Below are 17293 nucleotides of genomic sequence, written 5' to 3'. Positions count from 1 at the left end.
TTTATTAAATTGTAAATAACACATAATTTATCCTATAAATTGGGAAGTTATCCAAAATCTATAAATGCTTCTAGCCTCAATGATTGGTTTAATTCTGAGAAAGAAGATCCAGTCTTGATTGATGTGCGAGAGGAAGCAGAGCTTGAACTAGCTCGTTTCTCAAAAGAATTTTTACATATACCAATTAGTAAAGTCACATCTGAACACGTTAAAAAAATAATAGCTGGTTTATTAGACAGAGAAATTGTAGTTACTTGTCATGCAGGAATAAGAAGTTATAACTTTTCTCAATGGTGCTTGGATAATAATATTGTGAGCGAAATATGGAATTTGGAGGAGGGTATTGACGGATGGAGTAGATATATTGACCCTTCAATTCCAAGGTATTAATTAAATATCTAATGAAGATGCAACAGTATTAACATCTTTGTCACCTCTACCAGAGCAATTGATAACTATATGAGTATCTTTATCAAGAGTGGGGCACAATTTATCTAACCAAGCAAAGGCATGTGCAGTTTCAAGTGCAGGTATAATTCCTTCTAGTTCACTAACAAGTCTTAAAGCATCTAAAGCTTCTTGATCTGTAACTGATCCATATTCTGCTCTACCTATATCTTTTAAATGGCTGTGTTCTGGTCCTACGCCAGGGTAGTCTAATCCTGCACTTATTGAGTGAGCTTCTTGTACTTGACCATTATCATCTTGTAAAAGAAGACTCATTGATCCATGCAAAATTCCAACTGACCCTTTAGTGATGGTAGCAGCATGTTTATCAGTATCAACTCCATTCCCTGCAGCTTCAACACCAATAAGACGAACAGAAGTTTCTTTAACAAAAGGATGGAAAAGCCCCATTGCATTTGATCCCCCACCTACACAAGCAAGCAAAATATCTGGAAAGGATCCAAATGATTCCATACATTGTTTTTTAGTTTCTTCACCTATAACTGCATGAAAATCTCTGACAATCTTTGGGAAAGGGTGTGGGCCGGCAACAGATCCTAAAATGTAGTGTGTGGTTTCGACATTAGAAACCCAATCTCTAATGGCTTCACTAGTAGCATCCTTCAGTGTTGCTGTTCCAGAATTTACAACTTTAACTTCAGCTCCTAGAAGTTTCATTCTGAAAACGTTAAGGGATTGCCTTTTTATGTCTTCAGCACCCATGTAGATAATACATTTCAAGCCAAATCTTGCACAAACAGTAGCTGTAGCAACTCCATGCTGACCTGCTCCAGTTTCTGCAATTATTCTTTTTTTGCCCATTCTTATCGCTAATAAAGCTTGTCCAAGGGCATTATTAATTTTGTGAGCACCAGTATGATTTAAATCTTCTCTTTTAAGCCATATTCTGGGAGTTGCTTGTTTAGTTTTGTAATGTTTAGTAAGTCTTTTGGCTTCGTAAAGTGGTGTTTCTCTTCCTACATAAGTCTTAAGTAGATGATTTAATTCTTCTACAAAAAGTTTATCTTTCCATGCATTAGATGCAGCTGTTTCAAGCTCAAAAAGAGCAGGCATTAGCGTTTCAGGAACATATTGACCACCATATTTTCCAAATCTTCCCTCTTTCGAGGGCTGATTTAAATCTTCATTTTTATAGTTTTGATCTTTGCGAGAAAATGTACTTACCACTTTTTCTATAGAATAAGTATTAACTAACTATAGAATATATTGAAAATAATGGGAAAAAAGAATTGGATCGAATTTGATAATCAAGAAAAAAAAACTGAAGAAACAGCTAAGAAAGATACTTTTGATAAAAGATCAAAAATAAATATTTCAAAACAAAAAAAAGGGAAAAAGGGCAAGACTATAACTTTAATTAGGGGTTTAGGCACTGAGGATGAAATCTTATTAAAAGAATTACTAAAAAAAATTAAAGTTTTTTGTGGGACTGGAGGAACATTAATTGATAGAAATATCCAGTTACAGGGTGATATGGTATCGAAATCAATTGAGTTTCTTCGTAAAGAGGGATTTCATAATTTATGAAGCAAGGGTTAGGATAGGTTTTTAATTTTGATGATGCAAAAAATGAAAGAACAAGATCAAACAAAGTCAACCAATATAAAGTGGCACAATTTAACTATTGATAGAGAAAAGTTAGAGAAAATGAGAGGTCATAAAGGTATGGTTATCTGGTTTACAGGTTTATCTGGTTCTGGTAAAAGTACTTTGGCCAACGCTTTAAATGAAGTTTTACACTTAGATGGTTTTTCGACTTATGTGTTGGATGGAGATAATATTAGACACGGTTTATGTAAAGATCTTGGTTTTTCGGATGAAGATAGAGAAGAAAATATAAGAAGAATTGGAGAAGTTGCGAATTTATTTATGAATGCTGGGATAATAACTATTACAGCATTCGTTTCGCCATTTATTAGCGATAGAGATAAGGTAAGAAAAATTATTGGATCTAAGGATTTTATTGAAGTTTATTGTGCTGCTGATATTAAAGTTTGCGAAAATAGGGATACTAAAGGTCTTTATAAGAAAGCTCGTTTGGGTGAAATCAAAGAATTTACAGGAATTTCTAGTCCATATGAAGCTCCTCATAATCCAGAAATTGTTGTTGATACAGGTTCGTTAGATTTAAATGATTCCGTTGAAAAAGTTGTTAATTACCTTAAAACAGAAAAATTTCTTAACAAGGCCTTATAGAAAAATATTAGTTCATTAATTTTGAAGATAATTGTCAGGTCCAATAGTTGATAACTTACTATTTTTTGTTCTTACCTGTTTATGAAGATTTTCTCTGAATTCTTTTAAATTTTTCTTTATGGATTCATCAAATAAACTGATCATCTCTATTGCCAATAATCCAGCATTCTGACCTCCATTAATTGCAACTGTTGCAACTGGAATTCCAGCGGGCATTTGAACGATTGATAAAAGAGAGTCAATCCCCTTAAGTGTCTTACTCTCTACTGGTACTCCAATTACAGGAATGCAAGTTATGGATGCCAGCATTCCTGGAAGATGAGCAGCTCCACCAGCACCGGCAATTATTACTTTTATGTTTTCTGATTCTGCATTTTTTGCATATTCCATCATTTCAATAGGTGTTCGATGGGCAGAAAGTATACAAATTTCAGTTTTTATTCCAAATTCTCTTAAAATGTCAATGGCTGGTTTCAATGTTTTTAGATCTGAATCACTACCCATTACGACAGCAATTTTATAAATATCTTTAGAATTCAATTCTGACAAAATAACAAATCAATTCTTTCCTATAATGGCGTGCAATTAATTTGGCGCCAGTTAGTTAGTATAAAAATAAGAAATTTTCATAGAATATTATGACGTCAAATAAGATTATCGAAAAAAGTGAAGTCAGGGAGTATTTTAATGGAACTGGCTTTGAAAGATGGAATAAAATTTATAGCAAATCTGATGAAATTAATACAGTTCAGAAAAATATTAGGAAAGGACATCAAAAAACTGTAGATGATGTAGTCTCTTACATCAAAAATTATCCTGAACTAACAAAAAAAAGTTATTGTGATGCAGGATGTGGTGTAGGAAGTCTTTCCATACCTTTACTAAGACTAGGGATAAAAGAATTACAGGTTAGCGATATATCTTCTGAAATGATTAAAGAAACAAAGAAACGCATTAATACATTAGGATTGAATCAAGGCAAAATCAAATATGAAGTCTGTGATCTGGAGAAATTAAAAGGACTATTTGATGTTGTAGTTTGTTTGGATGTATTTATTCATTATCCTCAACCGGTCGCAGAAGAAATGGTCCAGCATCTATGCGATTTAACCAAAGAAAAACTAATCGTTAGCTTTGCTCCTTATACTCCAGTTCTTGCTGTCCTAAAAAATATTGGGAAATTATTTCCTGGGCCAAGTAAAACTACAAGAGCATATACATTGAAAGAAAAGGGTATTATTAATGCTGCTAAAGAAAGAGGATTTAGAGTGGTTAAAAAGAAATTAAATCAAGCTCCTTTTTATTTTTCAAAACTAATTGAATTCGAAAAAATTTAAAAATTTATTTAACTAAATGATTTTCAAGTGCATAACGAACTAATTCGGTTCGGCTAGATGTACCTGTCTTGATAAAAAGTCTACTTACATATTTTTCAACATTCCTAATAGATGTTTCAAGCTGTCTTGCAATTTCTTTGTTCATTAGGCCCTCTGCTACTAGTTGAAGTACACTTGCTTCTCTTGGAGTAAAAGTAGGAATATTTATTTTATTTTCTGAATTAGTTGGATTTTGGTCTGTGAGCATAGATTTTATTTCAGTAATTTGTTTAGCCATTTTACTTACGTCAATATCTGCAAATCGTGCTGCTTCCTTTAATAATCGTTCTTGTCTCTTGATTACATTTTTAACTCTTGCAGCTAATTCATCGGGATCGAAAGGTTTGGAAATATAATCATCAACTCCTGCAAGATAGCCTTCTGTTCTGTCGAGGGTCATTCCTTTTGCTGTTAGAAAAATAACTGGAGTTCCTCCTAATTTTTCATCTTCTCTAATTTTTTCTAATAAAGCATAACCGTTAGCTCGGGGCATCATAATGTCGCTAATTATCAAATCGGGAAAAATTGTTTGAGCCTTTTCCCATCCATCCTCTCCATCAACTGCAATAAATATTTCAAAGCCTTCATCTTCTAGAAAGGTTTTAACAGCTGTTCTTAAACCAGGCTCATCATCAACTAATAAAATTCTTGATTTTCGTATCGGTTCATTATTTATTTGATTAAGTTCATTCATGTTTTAAATTCTTCAATTTGGTTTTCTAGTAATAAACAGAATTTTATATACTAAACATAATGCTATCAACTCCCATACTACTAGACTATCAATCTTCGACTCCTTGCTCTAAAGATGTTGTTGATTCTATGAAACCTTTTTGGAGTGAGATATTTTCTAACCCTGCAAGCAAGTCTAATTTGGCGGGGATTAATGCAAGCGCTATATTGGAAGCCTCAAGAGAAAAAATAGAACAAAATTTATTTCTTAAGAATAAAAAAGTTATTTTTACAAGTGGTGCAACTGAATCTAATAACTTAGCCCTATTAGGTTTTGCTAGAAATTACTATAAAAAAACAGGAAATTATGGACATATTATTACCTTAAAAACAGAGCATAAAGCTGTTTTAGAGCCCCTAAACCAACTAAAAAATGAGGGATTTATGGTTACAGAAATTAATCCTGAGAAAGATGGCTTAATTTCAGAAGAACAATTCAAAAAAAATATAAGAGAAGATACATTTCTGGTTAGTATAATGCTGGCAAATAACGAAATAGGAGTTATTCAGCCAATAGAGAGTATTTCAAAGATATGTAAATCGAGAGGAATAACTTTCCATTCTGATTTCGCTCAATGTTTAGGCTATATCGAGTTAAACAATCTTTTATCAGATGTAAATATGATAACGATGAGTTCTCACAAAATATATGGTCCTAAAGGGATAGGACTTCTTTTGATAGATGAAGAAATTAATCTTGAGCCTTTAATTGTTGGAGGAGGTCAGGAATTTGGTCTTAGGTCCGGTACATTACCTCTTCCGTTAGTAGTTGGCTTTGCTAAAGCAATAGAGATAGCAGTTTTTAATCAAAAAAATTATGCTGAGAGATTACTTTTGTACAGAAATAATCTTTTAGAGGGTTTGTTAGAAAATAATTCTGGTTTATTAATTAATGGCTCAATAGAAAAAAGATTACCTCAGAATTTAAATTTGACTGTATTGGATTTAAACGGAGCGAAGTTTCATAAACTTTTAAAATCAAAAATAGTTTGTTCTAGTGGATCTGCATGCAGTAATGGTGAACCATCTCATGTTTTACTAGCCTTAGGTAGATCTTTTAAAGAAGCAGAATCTTCAATAAGGTTAAGTATTGGATTAAGCACTAACTCAGACGATATAAAACAAGCAATTCATATTCTTACAAATACGATCAAATCATTACGTTAAAAATTATTGGCTCTTTAATTTATTTAATTGAGCAATTCTTAATTTTCCACTTCTAGCTCTTTTATTTATTTCGACTTCTTCTACGGAAGGAGTTATTGGCTTTTTTGTTAGGTTTTTTAGTCTTTGATCATTTTTAAAAGAACTTTTAACTAACCTATCCTCTAGGGAATGAAAACTAATAATAGAAATAATTCCTCCCGGCAAAAGCCATTCAGGAACAACTTGCAAAAATTTTTCTAATACGTCAATTTCTTTATTAACGGCAATTCTAAGTGCTTGAAATGTTCTTGTTGCTGGATGTATTTTTTTATATCTTTGTTTTGGTGGGAAGCAACCCGCAATAGAATAAGCTAACTCTTTCGTCCCAGAGTATTTCCCATTTTCCTTCAAATCCATTTTTATTTTCCTAGCAATTTTTCTTGATAATCTCTCATCTCCATATTTATAAATTAGGTTAGCTAGATCTTTTTCATTTAAAGCCTCAATTAATTTCTCTGCATCAACCTCAAGAAAAGGATTCATTCTCATATCAAGTGGACCATCTTTTTGGAAGCTAAATCCTCTTTTAGGGTCATCAATTTGATTACTATTTACTCCAAGATCAGCAATTACGAAAGAAACTCTTTCTTTTGGTACAAAATCCGCAAAATTTGAAGCCCTTATATCAATCCTATTTTGAAATTCATCAAGTTTTTTTGATGCTGATTTTCTCGCGAATGGATCTTGATCAAGTCCAATTATATTTAAATCAGAATATTTTCTCAACAAATGATAAGAGTGCCCGCCTCCTCCTAGAGTTGCGTCTATTCCTGTAAGTTTGTTGTTATGAATTAAAGGGTAATGCTCTAATGAGGCCATAATCTCATCTGTCATAACTGATTTATGATTGAAAAAAGATGAATCAGATAGGTCAGTTTGCATAACTTTCGACTAAGATTTGTTTAGAAGTTAAATTTCGAATGGCTCAGCTAGAGACTAGAACAGAACCAATGGTGGTCAATTTTGGCCCTCACCATCCTTCAATGCATGGGGTTTTAAGGTTAGTTGTAACTCTTGATGGTGAGAATGTCATTGATTGTGAGCCAGTTATTGGATATTTACATAGAGGAATGGAAAAGATAGCTGAAAATAGGACAAATGTAATGTATGTCCCTTATGTAAGCAGAATGGATTATGCAGCAGGAATGTTTTATGAAGCTATTGTAGTAAATGCTCCTGAAAGATTAGCTAATATTCCAGTTCCTAAAAGAGCTAGTTACATTAGAGTTCTTATGCTCGAACTTAATCGTATTGCTAATCATCTTTTGTGGCTTGGTCCCTTTTTAGCAGACGTAGGAGCTCAAACTCCATTTTTCTATATTTTTAGAGAAAGAGAAATGATTTATGATCTCTGGGAAGCTGCTACTGGACAAAGGCTAATAAATAATAATTTCTTTAGGATAGGTGGTGTCGCATGTGATCTTCCATATGGATGGTTAGAGAAATGTATAGATTTTTGCGATTGGTTCGGTCCTAAAATAGACGAATACGAAAAATTAATAACAAATAATCCAATTTTTAGAAAAAGAATCGAAGGTCTCGGAACAATACAAAGAGACCAGGCAATTAATTGGTCTTTATCTGGGCCAATGCTTAGAGCTTCTGGAGTTTCCTGGGATTTAAGGAAAGTCGATAGTTATGAATGTTATGACGATTTTGATTGGCAGATTGCTTCAGAAAGAGAAGGTGATTGTTACGCGAGATATCGAGTAAGAGTTGAGGAAATGAGACAATCACTAAGCATCATTCGCCAAGCCTGCAAAATGATTCCAGGAGGTCCAACAGAAAATTTAGAAGCTCAAAGAATGGCTACTGAAGATAAGAAAAGTGAAATATTTGGTATTGATTATCAATATGTAGCTAAGAAGGTTGCTCCAACTTTTAAAATTCCTAACGGAGAATTGTATACAAGATTAGAGTCCGGTAAAGGTGAAATAGGTGTATTTATTCAAGGAAATAATGAAGTTACACCATGGAGATTTAAAATCAGAGCAGCTGATTTAAATAATCTGCAAATATTGCCTCATATCCTTAAAGGTGCCAAAATCGCTGATATTATGGCAATCCTTGGCTCAATAGATGTAATTATGGGATCTGTTGATAGATAAGTTCTTTAAATGAAACCCGCTGATTGGTTAATATTGCAGAGGAAGGTAAGATTTGGTGATTGTGATTCTGCAGGTGTAATTCATTTTCATAATTTATTAAAATGGTCGCACGAAGCTTGGGAAGAGAGTATTGAAATTTATGGGATTCCTTATAAAGATATTTTTCCAGATTTTTCTATACGTAAAAGTCAAATTATTTTTCCCATAGTAAATTGTGAAGCAAACTTTCTTGCGCCTATAAAAATTGGAGATTTTTTAAAAGTAAAAATTGCCCCTCATAAAATTAATACTCATTTGTTCCAAGTAAATAGCTTTTTTATAAAAAATGGAAATAAAGTAGCAGAAGGAAAAATAATACATTGTTCTTTAGATATTGATTCAAGAAATAAAATAGAACTTCCCGATCAGTTAGAAAGATGGATAGAGGCTTCAAATGTAAGCAGAAATTTAAAAGAATGCTAAATATTATTTTTTAAATTTATAGTTTATATTTTCTATACTGGTGTTTTTGTTTTTAACAATCCACTTTTCAGGTTTTTCATGTTTAGGCCAACTTTGAGAAAATTTTTTTAATAAATTTAATGAATTTTCAATATTTTTATTATTTATATGTTCTTTATATTCAACAATTATCTTAATTTTATTTCCCCATAATTTGTCGGATACTTTTGAAATATTGAATTTATTAATTGGGATATTTTCTTTCATAATGAAATCATTTAATCGAGACTCAATTACTTTTGGAAAAACGATTTCTCCTCCTGAATTAAAAGCGTTATCACTTCTTCCAAGAAAGTTTAAATATAAAGAATTATTGATTTGATTAATTTCACCTAAATCACCGGTGCACCACCACCCATTTTTATTTTTGAAATTTTTAGTTTTTGAAGAATCTATTATTTCGATTCCAATTCTGGCTGATTTAATCTCGATTAATCCTTGTGTGTTAATTCTTATTTTTGTATCAGGTAGTATTTCCCCAACATTTTTAAATCCCATTAAGAATTCTTTTGGTTTTAAACTAGTAACCATTGCGGCTGTTTCAGTTGAGCCGTAACAAGGTGCTAATTTTATTTTTTCTTCTATACATTGTTCTGCAGTCTCGCTTGAAATTGAAGCTCCACCTACCCAAATTAGATCAAAAATTTTTAGCCAACTAATACCATCTTTTTTAGCTAAAAGTCTTTGTAATTGTGTAGGTACTAATGATGTAATCAAGTGTTTTTTGTTGTTTTTAGATTTAATTGTGAAAAGTAAAAGTTCTCTAGTATTTTTTAGTAAATGAGGAGAAATATTAATGCAATCACATCCCCAAGCTTGACTTCTAAAAATTGGCATTAATCCACTTATATGGTTCAGGGGTAAAGTATTTAAAATTAAGCATTTTTGTAATTCAAATCCCTGCTCTATTAGCCATTTTCCTGATATAACTGCAGATAATTTAAGATTATTTAAATGGTGAAAACATTTTCTTGGTTTTCCAGAACTACCACTACTGTTTAAGATAATTGCTGGCCCATGTTCAGAAATTGAATCTAATACTCCTTCATATTCATAAAATTTGTTTTTTACATAAATAATTTTATTTTCTCTAATTTGTTCAATAATTTTTTCTACAGATTGAGTTTCATTATTTTCAACTTCAATAGTATGAATTTTATTTTTCATAATTGATTCCATATCTTTGTTGCTTCATTTAAAAATAGAAAAGAATTTGGGAATTTATTCATTGCTAACCCAGGAACTTTTGGAGTTGGTCCTTGTAATTGTAAAGACGATAAATGATAAAGCCATCTTTTACCTATTCCAGTTTCAAATGAGGTACTTATAGATATTAAAGCTTTTTTATTTTCTAATTCTCTTAAAAGCTTAATTGGATTATTTTCTTGAGAAGGTCTTCGAATTTGCCAACCCTTCCACTCATCAATCAAAGTTGGAAATTTTAAAAGTGATTCGTCTAAGGCTATTGGGATTTTTTTATTGAGTTTTTTCATTCCTTCAATATCATCAACACAGAGAGGTTGTTCTAACCAATCTATATTTTTGTTATTTTTCAAAATATCAGCCCATCTATTAGCTATCTTTCTCCCCCAAGAACCATTAGCATCTATTCTTAACTTAATATTATTGTCTATTTGGCTTAAAATTTCTTCTAAATTTGCTTCTTCCTCATGGTTATCTCTTAATGCTACTTTCCATTTTATGGTTACTGATTTTCCAATATTAGATTGTCTTTTTTTAATTTCATTTAGCTCTGAAATTACATTTTCAGAATTTAAAAGTATGGCTGTTTTATCAATTTTATCAAAGGCATAGTTTTTTTTAAAAATTATTTTTCCATTTATCTCAGCTAATGCAGAATTTATTGCAGATTGAATGCATGGGTGAAAAATATTTATTTGCTCAGATAACTTAAATACTTCTACATTCTCAGGGATCATATTTAGTTGTGTTGCACATTTTTTTAAGTCTTCTTCTAGAAGTGGTGAAACTTCTCCAAACCCAATTTTATTATCATTACTTCTTAATTTAATTATCCAACCCAGTTTTGTAAGATAAGTGGTTTTAGAATTTTCTAATTTTGTGGATAACTTAAAGCTATAAGATTTTTTTTTAAATATTAATTTCATTTATTAAGTAAGTAATTAAAAATTAATCCTGTGATTAAGCCAACTCCATTAAGAGTTTGAAATTTTATTGCGACGAATTTGGAATTTTTTATTGCAAAAGGTTTTCTATATGAATATTTTAATAAATTTATAAGTCTTATTGCTTGAGGAAAACTAATCAAATAAAGGATACAAAATACTGGAATAAATCCAGTAAATATAGTTAAAAGTTGAAAAATATATATTGTGAAAATTATCCAAGGCACAAATTGAGAACCTTTTTTTGCTCCTAAGCGAACTAAAGGTGAATTTTTTCCATGCTTTTTATCTTCAGAAATTTGATGAAAATGAGAACAAAATAATACAAGAGTTGTTGCTAATGAAGGACCTGAACCAAGTAATAAAGAAACTCTCCAGGGAATATCTACGAAGTAAATATTAGAAGGATTTAACGCAATTAAGATTGCAGAGTAGGCAAAAGGTCCAAATGCAAGCCAGCATAATGGTTCTCCTAAACCTTGATAGCCAAATCTAAAAGGAGGTCCTTGATATAAATATCCTAAGAAGCAGCAAGATGCCACCAAAATCAAAATGTTTATACTTGTTGATAATGAAATAATTGAAATTATTAATAAACCAATAAATAAAGATGTATATGCAATAAATGAAATTATTTTTTTATTTTTTACAAGATTTACAATTGAATGGAATTTAAATTCATCGATTCCTGTTTCTGCGTCGAATAAATCATTAGTTAGGTTTTCCCAAAGTAGTATAAAAATTGCAGCTAAAGTAAATGCAATCAAATTATAAATTTTTACCTTTTCATATTGATTGAGCACATAAGCCCCTGTTATTAAAACCGGAAGAATGGCAACAGAATAAAGAGGCCATTTTATCGCTTGTTGCCATAATTTTTTTTTATCTTCATCCATTTTTATTTAACTCACAAAATTCGATCATTATTAAATATAGTTTATAAATTGAGTTACATTTTTTACTTTATTGCATGATTTTTAGTTATTTTCAATAAGTAATGAAAAATGATTTAAACTTAACAGACTTTTTAAAAGATGTATTTTGCTCTTTCGATAAGAAAGTGGAGAATTCTGGATTAGTAAGTATTTGCCTTGAGATTCCTTGTATTGATTTATTAAAAGTATATGAATTGTTTATAAATAAATATCCGTTTTCTTCATTTTGGGAGGAATCTAATGGTATTTCATATATTGCTTTTGACAAATGTAAGTATGTTACTTTGGATGGTCCAAAAAGATTTGAGGTGGCAAAAGAGTTTAATTCTGAGAATTTTAAAAATTTAATTAACTTAACTAATGAATCACATAATTCTGCGCTTTCAAAAATAATTTATCTATTTTCTTTCTCTGAAAATTTGAATAATAATAATTTACCTTCAGATATCCCTAGTTTGGAAGCCATCTTGCCAAAAATATTAATTACTAAAAGTGATAAGAATTGCTGGTTAAGAATCAATGGTCATGTTGAAGGTAAATCATCATTAAGAACATTAATTGAAGAAATATGGACAATTAGAAATCAAGTTATTAATTCTGAGCTAGAATTAATAAAATCATCTGGCTTAAAAACTACTTTTGATTTTCCTATTATTGATGATTTCTTGCACTCCTTAGAAACTTCTAATAAAAATTTGAAAAAAGTAGTAAATAAAGGAATTCAATTAGTAGAAAAAGGTATTCTCGAAAAGATAGTTTTAGCGAATAGGGTTAAAATAAAATTTAAAAATAAATTAGATTTAGTAGAAATTTTAAAAAGATTAAAAAAGAATCATTCAAATACATGCAGATACGTTTGGAAAAGAAATAGCAAGGACATTTTGTTTGGAGCATCTCCAGAAAAATTATTTTCTTTTACTAAACCTAATTTAACTTTGGAGGCTCTCGCTGGAACTATCTCTACTAATTCAAATTTTAAGAAACTACTAAAAAGTACTAAAGACTTAAAGGAACATAATTACGTAACACAGTATTTGATTAAATGTTTAGAAGTTTCAAAAATAAAAAACTTTAAAAAAAGTGATATCAGGGTAAATTCATTTGGAGATATTTCTCATTTGCAAACACTCATTTTCTCGAAAGTTGAAAATTTATGTCCTTTTGAATTACTTAAAAACTTACACCCATCTCCGGCTGTTTGTGGATATCCAAAAAATGCAGCATTGGATTGGATAAATACTCTTGAGTCTTTTCCTAGAGGAAATTATGCTTCTCCAATGGGTTGGGTTGATGCATCAGGAAATGCATCATTTCTTTTAGCCATAAGAGGCGCAAGATATATTGAAGAAAATATTGAATTTACTGCCGGTTCAGGTATAGTTTCAGGTTCAGTTTTAGATAAAGAAATAGATGAGATTAAATTAAAATTTGAATCCATAGTAAAACAAATATTTTTCGCTAAAAAATCCTAAATAATTTCTACTAATTTTTCAATTACTTCCACTGAAACATTCTTATTGGATAAATTTTCTATTTCTCTTAAACCTGTTGGACTGGTAACATTAATCTCGCTCAGCATTCCATTTATTACATCAATACCTACAAAAAATAAACCTTCATCTTTGAAGTGTTGAGATAATTCTGAGCAGATACTTTTTTCTTTTTCTGTTAATAATGTTGGTTCAGCTTTTCCTCCCATCGCTAAGTTACTCCTAAAATCGCCTCCTTGAGGAATCCTATTTATAGATCCAATTGCTTCACCATTTACGATAATTATTCTTTTATCACCATCTATGACTTCAGGAATAAATTTTTGCATCATAACGGGTAATTCTTCTTGGGAAGTGATTAATTCAATAATTGATTTAATTCCTGGAGAATTTTTATTTATCCTTATAACACCTTGACCACCTTTTCCTCCAAGAGGTTTTATTACTACTTCATTATTTATATTTGCAAAATTAATAAGATCTTTTACCTTACTCGCAACTATTGTAGGTGCCATTAAGTGGCTGTATCTCAGAGCACCTAACTTTTCATTCCATGCTCTTAATGATGAAGGTTTGTTAACTACCTTTACTCCTTTTCTTTCGGCAACTTCTAAAAGATGTGTTGCATACAAATAAGCCTCATTTACAGGGGGATCTTTTCTCATCCAAATGCAATTAAATTCGGCGAGAGGGATGCAATCATTCTCTTTTAAAGAAATCCACGGATTGACTTCAACTTTTACGGAAGAAGCCCATACTTCATCACCTCTAGCTTCAAGGTCTTGAGGAGTACAACTCCAGATTTCAATATTTTTTTTGGATGATGCTTGCATTAAAGCAGCAGATGAATCTTTTAAGGGGTTTATATTTTTTATCGGATCTATTACGAATAGAAATTTCATAAGATCTAGCCTAATAATGCGTCTAATTTATTTTCATTTTCTAATGTGTAGAGATCGTCGCAGCCTCCAATACCCTCATTATCTATAAATATTTGTGGTAATGTTCTTCTACCATCAGCTCTTTCAGTCATAATTGCTCTGGCATCTTCATCACCGTCAATCTTATATTCTGTAAAATTTATATTTTTTTTCTTGAGTAGGGATTTTGCTCGAATACAGAATGGGCAATATTGCCAAGTATAAATTTCAACTTTGGACATTTTTTTAAAATAATACTTAGTTTATACTATTAAACAAAAGTGCCTGTTAGATTATAAATAACGATTAAATTCTATTTTGATAGATATTACAGATTTCAAAAAAGATCTTTCGGAACTCACAGAGCGCCTGGGTAATGCTCAGGATTGTCTTTGACGTTCCAAGATTAAAAGCGAAAAGGAGTGAGTTAGAGCAAATTTCTGCTCAGCCTGAATTTTGGGAGAATCAAGAAGAAGCGAAAAAACTAATGTTAATCCTTGATGATGTTAAGGCTCAACTCGAATTGTTGGATAAATGGAAAACTTTTATTTCTGATGCTAATGCCTCTCTTGAGCTTTATTCTTTAGAACCAGAAGAGGAAATGATTTTGGAATCCAAGCAGGGCCTAAAGAAATTAAGAGAGAATTTAGATAAATGGGAATTTGAAAGATTGTTATGTGGTGAATACGATAAGGAAGGAGCAGTAGTTTCTATTAATGCAGGTGCGGGTGGAACAGATGCGCAGGATTGGGTCGAGATCTTATTGAGAATGTATTCAAGATGGGCCGATAATAATCAAATGAGCCTTGTCATTAATGAATTATCTCAAGGAGAAGAAGCAGGTATTAAAAGTGTAACGTTTGAAATTGATGGAAAATATGCATACGGATATCTACAACATGAAAAAGGAACTCATAGATTAGTAAGAATTTCGCCTTTCAATGCTAATGGTAAAAGACAAACCAGCTTTGCTGGGGTTGAGGTTATGCCAAAATTAGATGACAATATTTCACTTGATATACCTGAAAAAGATTTAGAAATTACAACAAGTAGATCAGGTGGTGCTGGAGGACAAAATGTTAATAAAGTAGAAACAGCGGTGAGAATTGTTCATTTGCCTTCAGGGATTTCAGTAAGATGTACCCAAGAAAGATCTCAATTACAAAATAAAGAAAAAGGTATGTTACTTCTTAAGTCTAAACTACTAGTGATTGCTAAAGAACAACGAGCTGCAGAAGTTGCTGATATTAAAGGTGATATTGTGGAAGCTGCATGGGGCAATCAAATAAGAAATTATGTTTTCCATCCCTATCAAATGGTAAAAGATCTCAGGACTATGAAGGAGACTAATGACTTAGATAGTGTTTTAGATGGTGGACTTGAACCATTTATTCATGAATTATTACGCATGAATATTTCTTCTAACGAATCTATTGAATAACTAATGAAAAATAAAAACGAAAATATAGAAAAAAAAGTTGCTCCTCCAAGCTTTATAAAGCTTGCTATGAGAAATATGGTAAGGAAGGGTTCAAAAAGTATTTCTCATTTTTCAATAACCTTTCTAGTTTTAATTGGGATATTAATACTTGTAGCCACAATAGGTAAGCCCAATATTCCTGTGTAAGAATCTATGACAGAAAAAATTATTTCTGAAATAAATTTAGATTTGGTTTTTCAATTTAATGATTTTTCTCAATTTTCAAATAAGTTAAAAGATGCTAAAAGTAAGCTTATTTTTGAATCTATTTTTTGGGAGAGAGTTTTTTCATCTTGGATAAATATAATATTAAAAAAAAAGGATTATGAATTACCAAATTATATTTTTGATAAAAAATCTTTTTCATTAGGCCTAGAGATAATATCTAATCAAGAAATTGCTTCTTTGAATAAGAAATGGATGCAAAAAAATGGTCCAACTGATGTTCTATCTTTTCCAATTATTTCTGATGAATCTCTAAATAATTTAGATCATATAGAGTTGGGAGATATATTTATATCATTAGAGATGGCACTTGAACAATCTTATGAATATAAACATTCAATCTATAGAGAAATGATCTGGTTGGCTAGTCATGGATTTTTACATCTTTTGGGGTGGGAACATAATAATGAGCATGATTTAGAAAATATGTTAAATTTCCAAGAATATTTAATTACTAGATTAGATTAAAAATCAATGAAAAAAAAAATAAACTATTTACAAAATAGAAAAGAATCATACAAAACTTCTAGTAATGTATTTATAAGTTTTAAGTATGCTTTCAGTGGTATTAGTTATGTATTAAAAACTTCAAGAAATTTTAAAATTCAATTAATTTTGGCAGTTACAAGTTTAATAATTGGTTTTTTACTCAAAATTAGTCTAAGTAATTATGTTATTTTGATTGCAACAATAATGTCTGTTTTAATATTAGAAATATTGAACACATCTATTGAATCAATCGTTGATTTAGTAGTTAAAAAAGAATTTAGTATTTTGGCTAAAATTACAAAAGATACTTCTGCTGGAGCAGTATTATTAGCTTCCATTAATTCTGTTATTATTGCTGTATATATCTTTGTTCCTAAAATAAAGTTGTTATTTTAAATCAATATAAATATGTTTCTAGTCATTGATAATTACGATAGTTTTACTTATAACCTTGTTCAATATTTAGGAGAACTTTCAGTTGAGCATGAAATAACTAAAGAATTAATAGTTAAAAGAAATGATGAAATTACTTTAGAAGAAATTATCAAACTAAATCCTAGTGGCATCTTATTATCTCCAGGTCCAGGCAATCCAGATCAATCTGGAATTTGTCTGCCAATTCTAAAAAAATTATCTAAAAATATTCCGACATTGGGAGTTTGTTTAGGTCATCAAGCTTTGGCCCAAGCTTTTGGAGGTAAGGTTATAGTTGGGAAAGAACTTATGCATGGTAAGACATCCAAAATATTTCATAATCAAAAAGGATTGTTTAAAGATATCGAGACTCCATTTGTGGCTACTAGATATCATAGTCTTATTGTTGATCCAAGTTCCTTACCATCTTGTTTCGACATAACTGCGACTTTAGAGGACTCAACAATTATGGCTATATCTCATAAAGAATATAAACATTTACATGGCGTACAGTTCCATCCTGAAAGTGTGTTGACGCAATTTGGTCATAAATTAATTAGTAATTTTCTAAAAATGGCTGAACAAAAGTAAAATAAAAAAAAATAA

Annotated in this window: 22 protein-coding genes; 13 read left to right on the top strand and 9 right to left on the bottom strand. The window is 30.7% G+C overall.

Annotated elements, in window-relative coordinates; all coding sequences use genetic code 11:
- Positions 1-39 precede the first annotated feature (39 nt).
- Positions 40-390 carry a rhodanese-like domain-containing protein gene (locus tag EU98_RS04015; protein WP_032515834.1) on the top strand — a complete coding sequence of 117 codons (351 nt, stop codon included), beginning with the start codon at positions 40-42 and terminating at the stop codon, positions 388-390.
- Here EU98_RS04015 and trpB read toward each other — a convergent pair whose 3' ends face one another.
- Entirely contained in the window at positions 391-1635 is a 1245-nt protein-coding gene (trpB, locus tag EU98_RS04020) for a tryptophan synthase subunit beta (RefSeq protein ID WP_032515833.1), read from the bottom strand.
- Positions 1636-1683: 48 nt separating this feature from the next.
- Between trpB and EU98_RS04025 the strand changes: the two genes are divergently transcribed.
- A complete protein-coding gene (locus EU98_RS04025) occupies positions 1684-1995 on the top strand; it encodes a translation initiation factor SUI1 (protein ID WP_032515832.1) in 312 nt (103 codons plus the stop codon).
- A 42-nt stretch (positions 1996-2037) separates the two neighbouring features.
- On the top strand, positions 2038-2664 hold the full coding sequence (gene cysC / locus EU98_RS04030) for an adenylyl-sulfate kinase (RefSeq protein ID WP_193743014.1): 627 nt from the start codon (positions 2038-2040) through the stop codon (positions 2662-2664).
- 15 nt (positions 2665-2679) lie between these two features.
- On the opposite strand, the gene purE is transcribed toward cysC, so the two are convergent.
- On the bottom strand, positions 2680-3213 hold the full coding sequence (purE, locus tag EU98_RS04035) for a 5-(carboxyamino)imidazole ribonucleotide mutase (protein ID WP_032515831.1): 534 nt from the start codon (positions 3211-3213) through the stop codon (positions 2680-2682).
- 89 nt (positions 3214-3302) lie between these two features.
- On the opposite strand from purE, the gene bchM reads away from it, so the two are divergent.
- On the top strand, positions 3303-4001 hold the full coding sequence (gene bchM / locus EU98_RS04040) for a magnesium protoporphyrin IX methyltransferase (RefSeq protein WP_032515830.1): 699 nt from the start codon (positions 3303-3305) through the stop codon (positions 3999-4001).
- Between the two features lie 4 nt (positions 4002-4005).
- Here bchM and EU98_RS04045 read toward each other — a convergent pair whose 3' ends face one another.
- A complete protein-coding gene (locus tag EU98_RS04045; RefSeq protein ID WP_032515829.1) occupies positions 4006-4734 on the bottom strand; it encodes a response regulator transcription factor in 729 nt (242 codons plus the stop codon).
- Between the two features lie 59 nt (positions 4735-4793).
- Here EU98_RS04045 and EU98_RS04050 point away from each other — a divergent pair, with 59 nt between their 5' ends.
- On the top strand, positions 4794-5939 hold the full coding sequence (locus tag EU98_RS04050; protein ID WP_032515828.1) for a cysteine desulfurase family protein: 1146 nt from the start codon (positions 4794-4796) through the stop codon (positions 5937-5939).
- Positions 5940-5942: 3 nt separating this feature from the next.
- Here EU98_RS04050 and rsmH read toward each other — a convergent pair whose 3' ends face one another.
- Positions 5943-6860: a 16S rRNA (cytosine(1402)-N(4))-methyltransferase RsmH gene (gene rsmH, locus EU98_RS04055; protein ID WP_032515827.1), complete on the bottom strand. Its 918-nt coding sequence runs from the start codon at positions 6858-6860 to the stop codon at positions 5943-5945.
- Between the two features lie 38 nt (positions 6861-6898).
- Here rsmH and EU98_RS04060 point away from each other — a divergent pair, with 38 nt between their 5' ends.
- Positions 6899-8086, top strand: coding sequence for an NAD(P)H-quinone oxidoreductase subunit H (locus tag EU98_RS04060; protein WP_032515825.1), 1188 nt, complete (start codon positions 6899-6901; stop codon positions 8084-8086).
- A 9-nt stretch (positions 8087-8095) separates the two neighbouring features.
- Positions 8096-8548: an acyl-CoA thioesterase gene (locus tag EU98_RS04065; protein ID WP_032515824.1), complete on the top strand. Its 453-nt coding sequence runs from the start codon at positions 8096-8098 to the stop codon at positions 8546-8548.
- Between the two features lie 3 nt (positions 8549-8551).
- Here EU98_RS04065 and EU98_RS04070 read toward each other — a convergent pair whose 3' ends face one another.
- Genes EU98_RS04070 through menA form a run of 3 tightly spaced genes read right to left on the bottom strand, consistent with a single transcriptional unit; the run spans position 8552 to position 11630 of the window.
- Positions 8552-9754 (bottom strand): AMP-binding protein, encoded by a 1203-nt coding sequence (locus EU98_RS04070; protein ID WP_032515909.1) that lies wholly within the window; start codon positions 9752-9754, stop codon positions 8552-8554.
- Positions 9751-10716 carry an o-succinylbenzoate synthase gene (locus tag EU98_RS04075; RefSeq protein ID WP_032515823.1) on the bottom strand — a complete coding sequence of 322 codons (966 nt, stop codon included), beginning with the start codon at positions 10714-10716 and terminating at the stop codon, positions 9751-9753. Before EU98_RS04075 ends, EU98_RS04070 begins: the two co-directional genes overlap by 4 nt.
- On the bottom strand, positions 10713-11630 hold the full coding sequence (gene menA, locus EU98_RS04080; protein ID WP_032515822.1) for a 2-carboxy-1,4-naphthoquinone phytyltransferase: 918 nt from the start codon (positions 11628-11630) through the stop codon (positions 10713-10715). The genes EU98_RS04075 and menA overlap by 4 nt, the downstream gene beginning before the upstream one ends.
- Before the next feature lie 101 nt (positions 11631-11731).
- On the opposite strand from menA, the gene EU98_RS04085 reads away from it, so the two are divergent.
- On the top strand, positions 11732-13141 hold the full coding sequence (locus EU98_RS04085; RefSeq protein ID WP_032515821.1) for a chorismate-binding protein: 1410 nt from the start codon (positions 11732-11734) through the stop codon (positions 13139-13141).
- On the opposite strand, the gene gshB is transcribed toward EU98_RS04085, so the two are convergent.
- Positions 13138-14061, bottom strand: coding sequence for a glutathione synthase (gene gshB / locus EU98_RS04090; protein WP_032515820.1), 924 nt, complete (start codon positions 14059-14061; stop codon positions 13138-13140). The two genes, EU98_RS04085 and gshB, sit on opposite strands and share 4 nt — an antisense overlap.
- Before the next feature lie 5 nt (positions 14062-14066).
- Positions 14067-14321, bottom strand: a complete 255-nt coding sequence (gene grxC / locus EU98_RS04095) for a glutaredoxin 3 (RefSeq protein WP_032515819.1) — start codon at positions 14319-14321, stop codon at positions 14067-14069.
- A 76-nt stretch (positions 14322-14397) separates the two neighbouring features.
- Between grxC and prfB the strand changes: the two genes are divergently transcribed.
- The 5 genes from prfB to EU98_RS04120 all read left to right on the top strand — a co-directional run bounded on the left by prfB (position 14398) and on the right by EU98_RS04120 (position 17278).
- A protein-coding gene (prfB, locus tag EU98_RS04100) for a peptide chain release factor 2 (RefSeq protein WP_152557469.1) occupies positions 14398-15520 on the top strand; the annotation gives its coding sequence in 2 pieces (ribosomal slippage) (positions 14398-14472 and positions 14474-15520; 1122 coding nt in all).
- A 3-nt stretch (positions 15521-15523) separates the two neighbouring features.
- The gene (locus EU98_RS04105; RefSeq protein ID WP_002807789.1) at positions 15524-15706 is read left to right on the top strand and encodes a DUF3285 domain-containing protein; all 183 of its coding nucleotides are present in this window, start codon (positions 15524-15526) and stop codon (positions 15704-15706) included.
- Between the two features lie 6 nt (positions 15707-15712).
- A complete protein-coding gene (gene ybeY / locus EU98_RS04110) occupies positions 15713-16252 on the top strand; it encodes an rRNA maturation RNase YbeY (protein ID WP_032515817.1) in 540 nt (179 codons plus the stop codon).
- 6 nt (positions 16253-16258) lie between these two features.
- Positions 16259-16669, top strand: a complete 411-nt coding sequence (locus EU98_RS04115; RefSeq protein ID WP_032515816.1) for a diacylglycerol kinase family protein — start codon at positions 16259-16261, stop codon at positions 16667-16669.
- 12 nt (positions 16670-16681) lie between these two features.
- A complete protein-coding gene (locus EU98_RS04120) occupies positions 16682-17278 on the top strand; it encodes an anthranilate synthase component II (RefSeq protein WP_032515815.1) in 597 nt (198 codons plus the stop codon).
- Positions 17279-17293 lie beyond the last annotated feature (15 nt).

The organism is Prochlorococcus marinus str. MIT 9314, from assembly GCF_000760035.1.
Taxonomy (GTDB): Bacteria; Cyanobacteriota; Cyanobacteriia; order PCC-6307; family Cyanobiaceae; genus Prochlorococcus_A; species Prochlorococcus_A marinus_B.
The sequence above is the reverse complement of the archived record's forward strand: the minus strand, read 5'-3'. Positions and strand labels throughout refer to the sequence as shown.

Coding starts and splice junctions, on each gene's coding strand:
- EU98_RS04050 (WP_032515828.1), top strand. CDS start 4,794: ATGCTATCAACTCCCATACTACTAGACTATCAATCTTCGACTCCTTGC.
- ybeY (WP_032515817.1), top strand. CDS start 15,713: ATGACAGAAAAAATTATTTCTGAAATAAATTTAGATTTGGTTTTTCAA.
- EU98_RS04065 (WP_032515824.1), top strand. CDS start 8,096: ATGAAACCCGCTGATTGGTTAATATTGCAGAGGAAGGTAAGATTTGGT.
- EU98_RS04045 (WP_032515829.1), bottom strand. CDS start 4,734: ATGAATGAACTTAATCAAATAAATAATGAACCGATACGAAAATCAAGA.
- EU98_RS04105 (WP_002807789.1), top strand. CDS start 15,524: ATGAAAAATAAAAACGAAAATATAGAAAAAAAAGTTGCTCCTCCAAGC.
- EU98_RS04075 (WP_032515823.1), bottom strand. CDS start 10,716: ATGAAATTAATATTTAAAAAAAAATCTTATAGCTTTAAGTTATCCACA.
- bchM (WP_032515830.1), top strand. CDS start 3,303: ATGACGTCAAATAAGATTATCGAAAAAAGTGAAGTCAGGGAGTATTTT.
- EU98_RS04060 (WP_032515825.1), top strand. CDS start 6,899: ATGGCTCAGCTAGAGACTAGAACAGAACCAATGGTGGTCAATTTTGGC.
- rsmH (WP_032515827.1), bottom strand. CDS start 6,860: ATGCAAACTGACCTATCTGATTCATCTTTTTTCAATCATAAATCAGTT.
- gshB (WP_032515820.1), bottom strand. CDS start 14,061: ATGAAATTTCTATTCGTAATAGATCCGATAAAAAATATAAACCCCTTA.
- EU98_RS04120 (WP_032515815.1), top strand. CDS start 16,682: ATGTTTCTAGTCATTGATAATTACGATAGTTTTACTTATAACCTTGTT.
- cysC (WP_193743014.1), top strand. CDS start 2,038: ATGAAAGAACAAGATCAAACAAAGTCAACCAATATAAAGTGGCACAAT.
- EU98_RS04070 (WP_032515909.1), bottom strand. CDS start 9,754: ATGAAAAATAAAATTCATACTATTGAAGTTGAAAATAATGAAACTCAA.
- menA (WP_032515822.1), bottom strand. CDS start 11,630: ATGGATGAAGATAAAAAAAAATTATGGCAACAAGCGATAAAATGGCCT.
- EU98_RS04025 (WP_032515832.1), top strand. CDS start 1,684: ATGGGAAAAAAGAATTGGATCGAATTTGATAATCAAGAAAAAAAAACT.
- EU98_RS04085 (WP_032515821.1), top strand. CDS start 11,732: ATGAAAAATGATTTAAACTTAACAGACTTTTTAAAAGATGTATTTTGC.
- EU98_RS04115 (WP_032515816.1), top strand. CDS start 16,259: ATGAAAAAAAAAATAAACTATTTACAAAATAGAAAAGAATCATACAAA.
- grxC (WP_032515819.1), bottom strand. CDS start 14,321: ATGTCCAAAGTTGAAATTTATACTTGGCAATATTGCCCATTCTGTATT.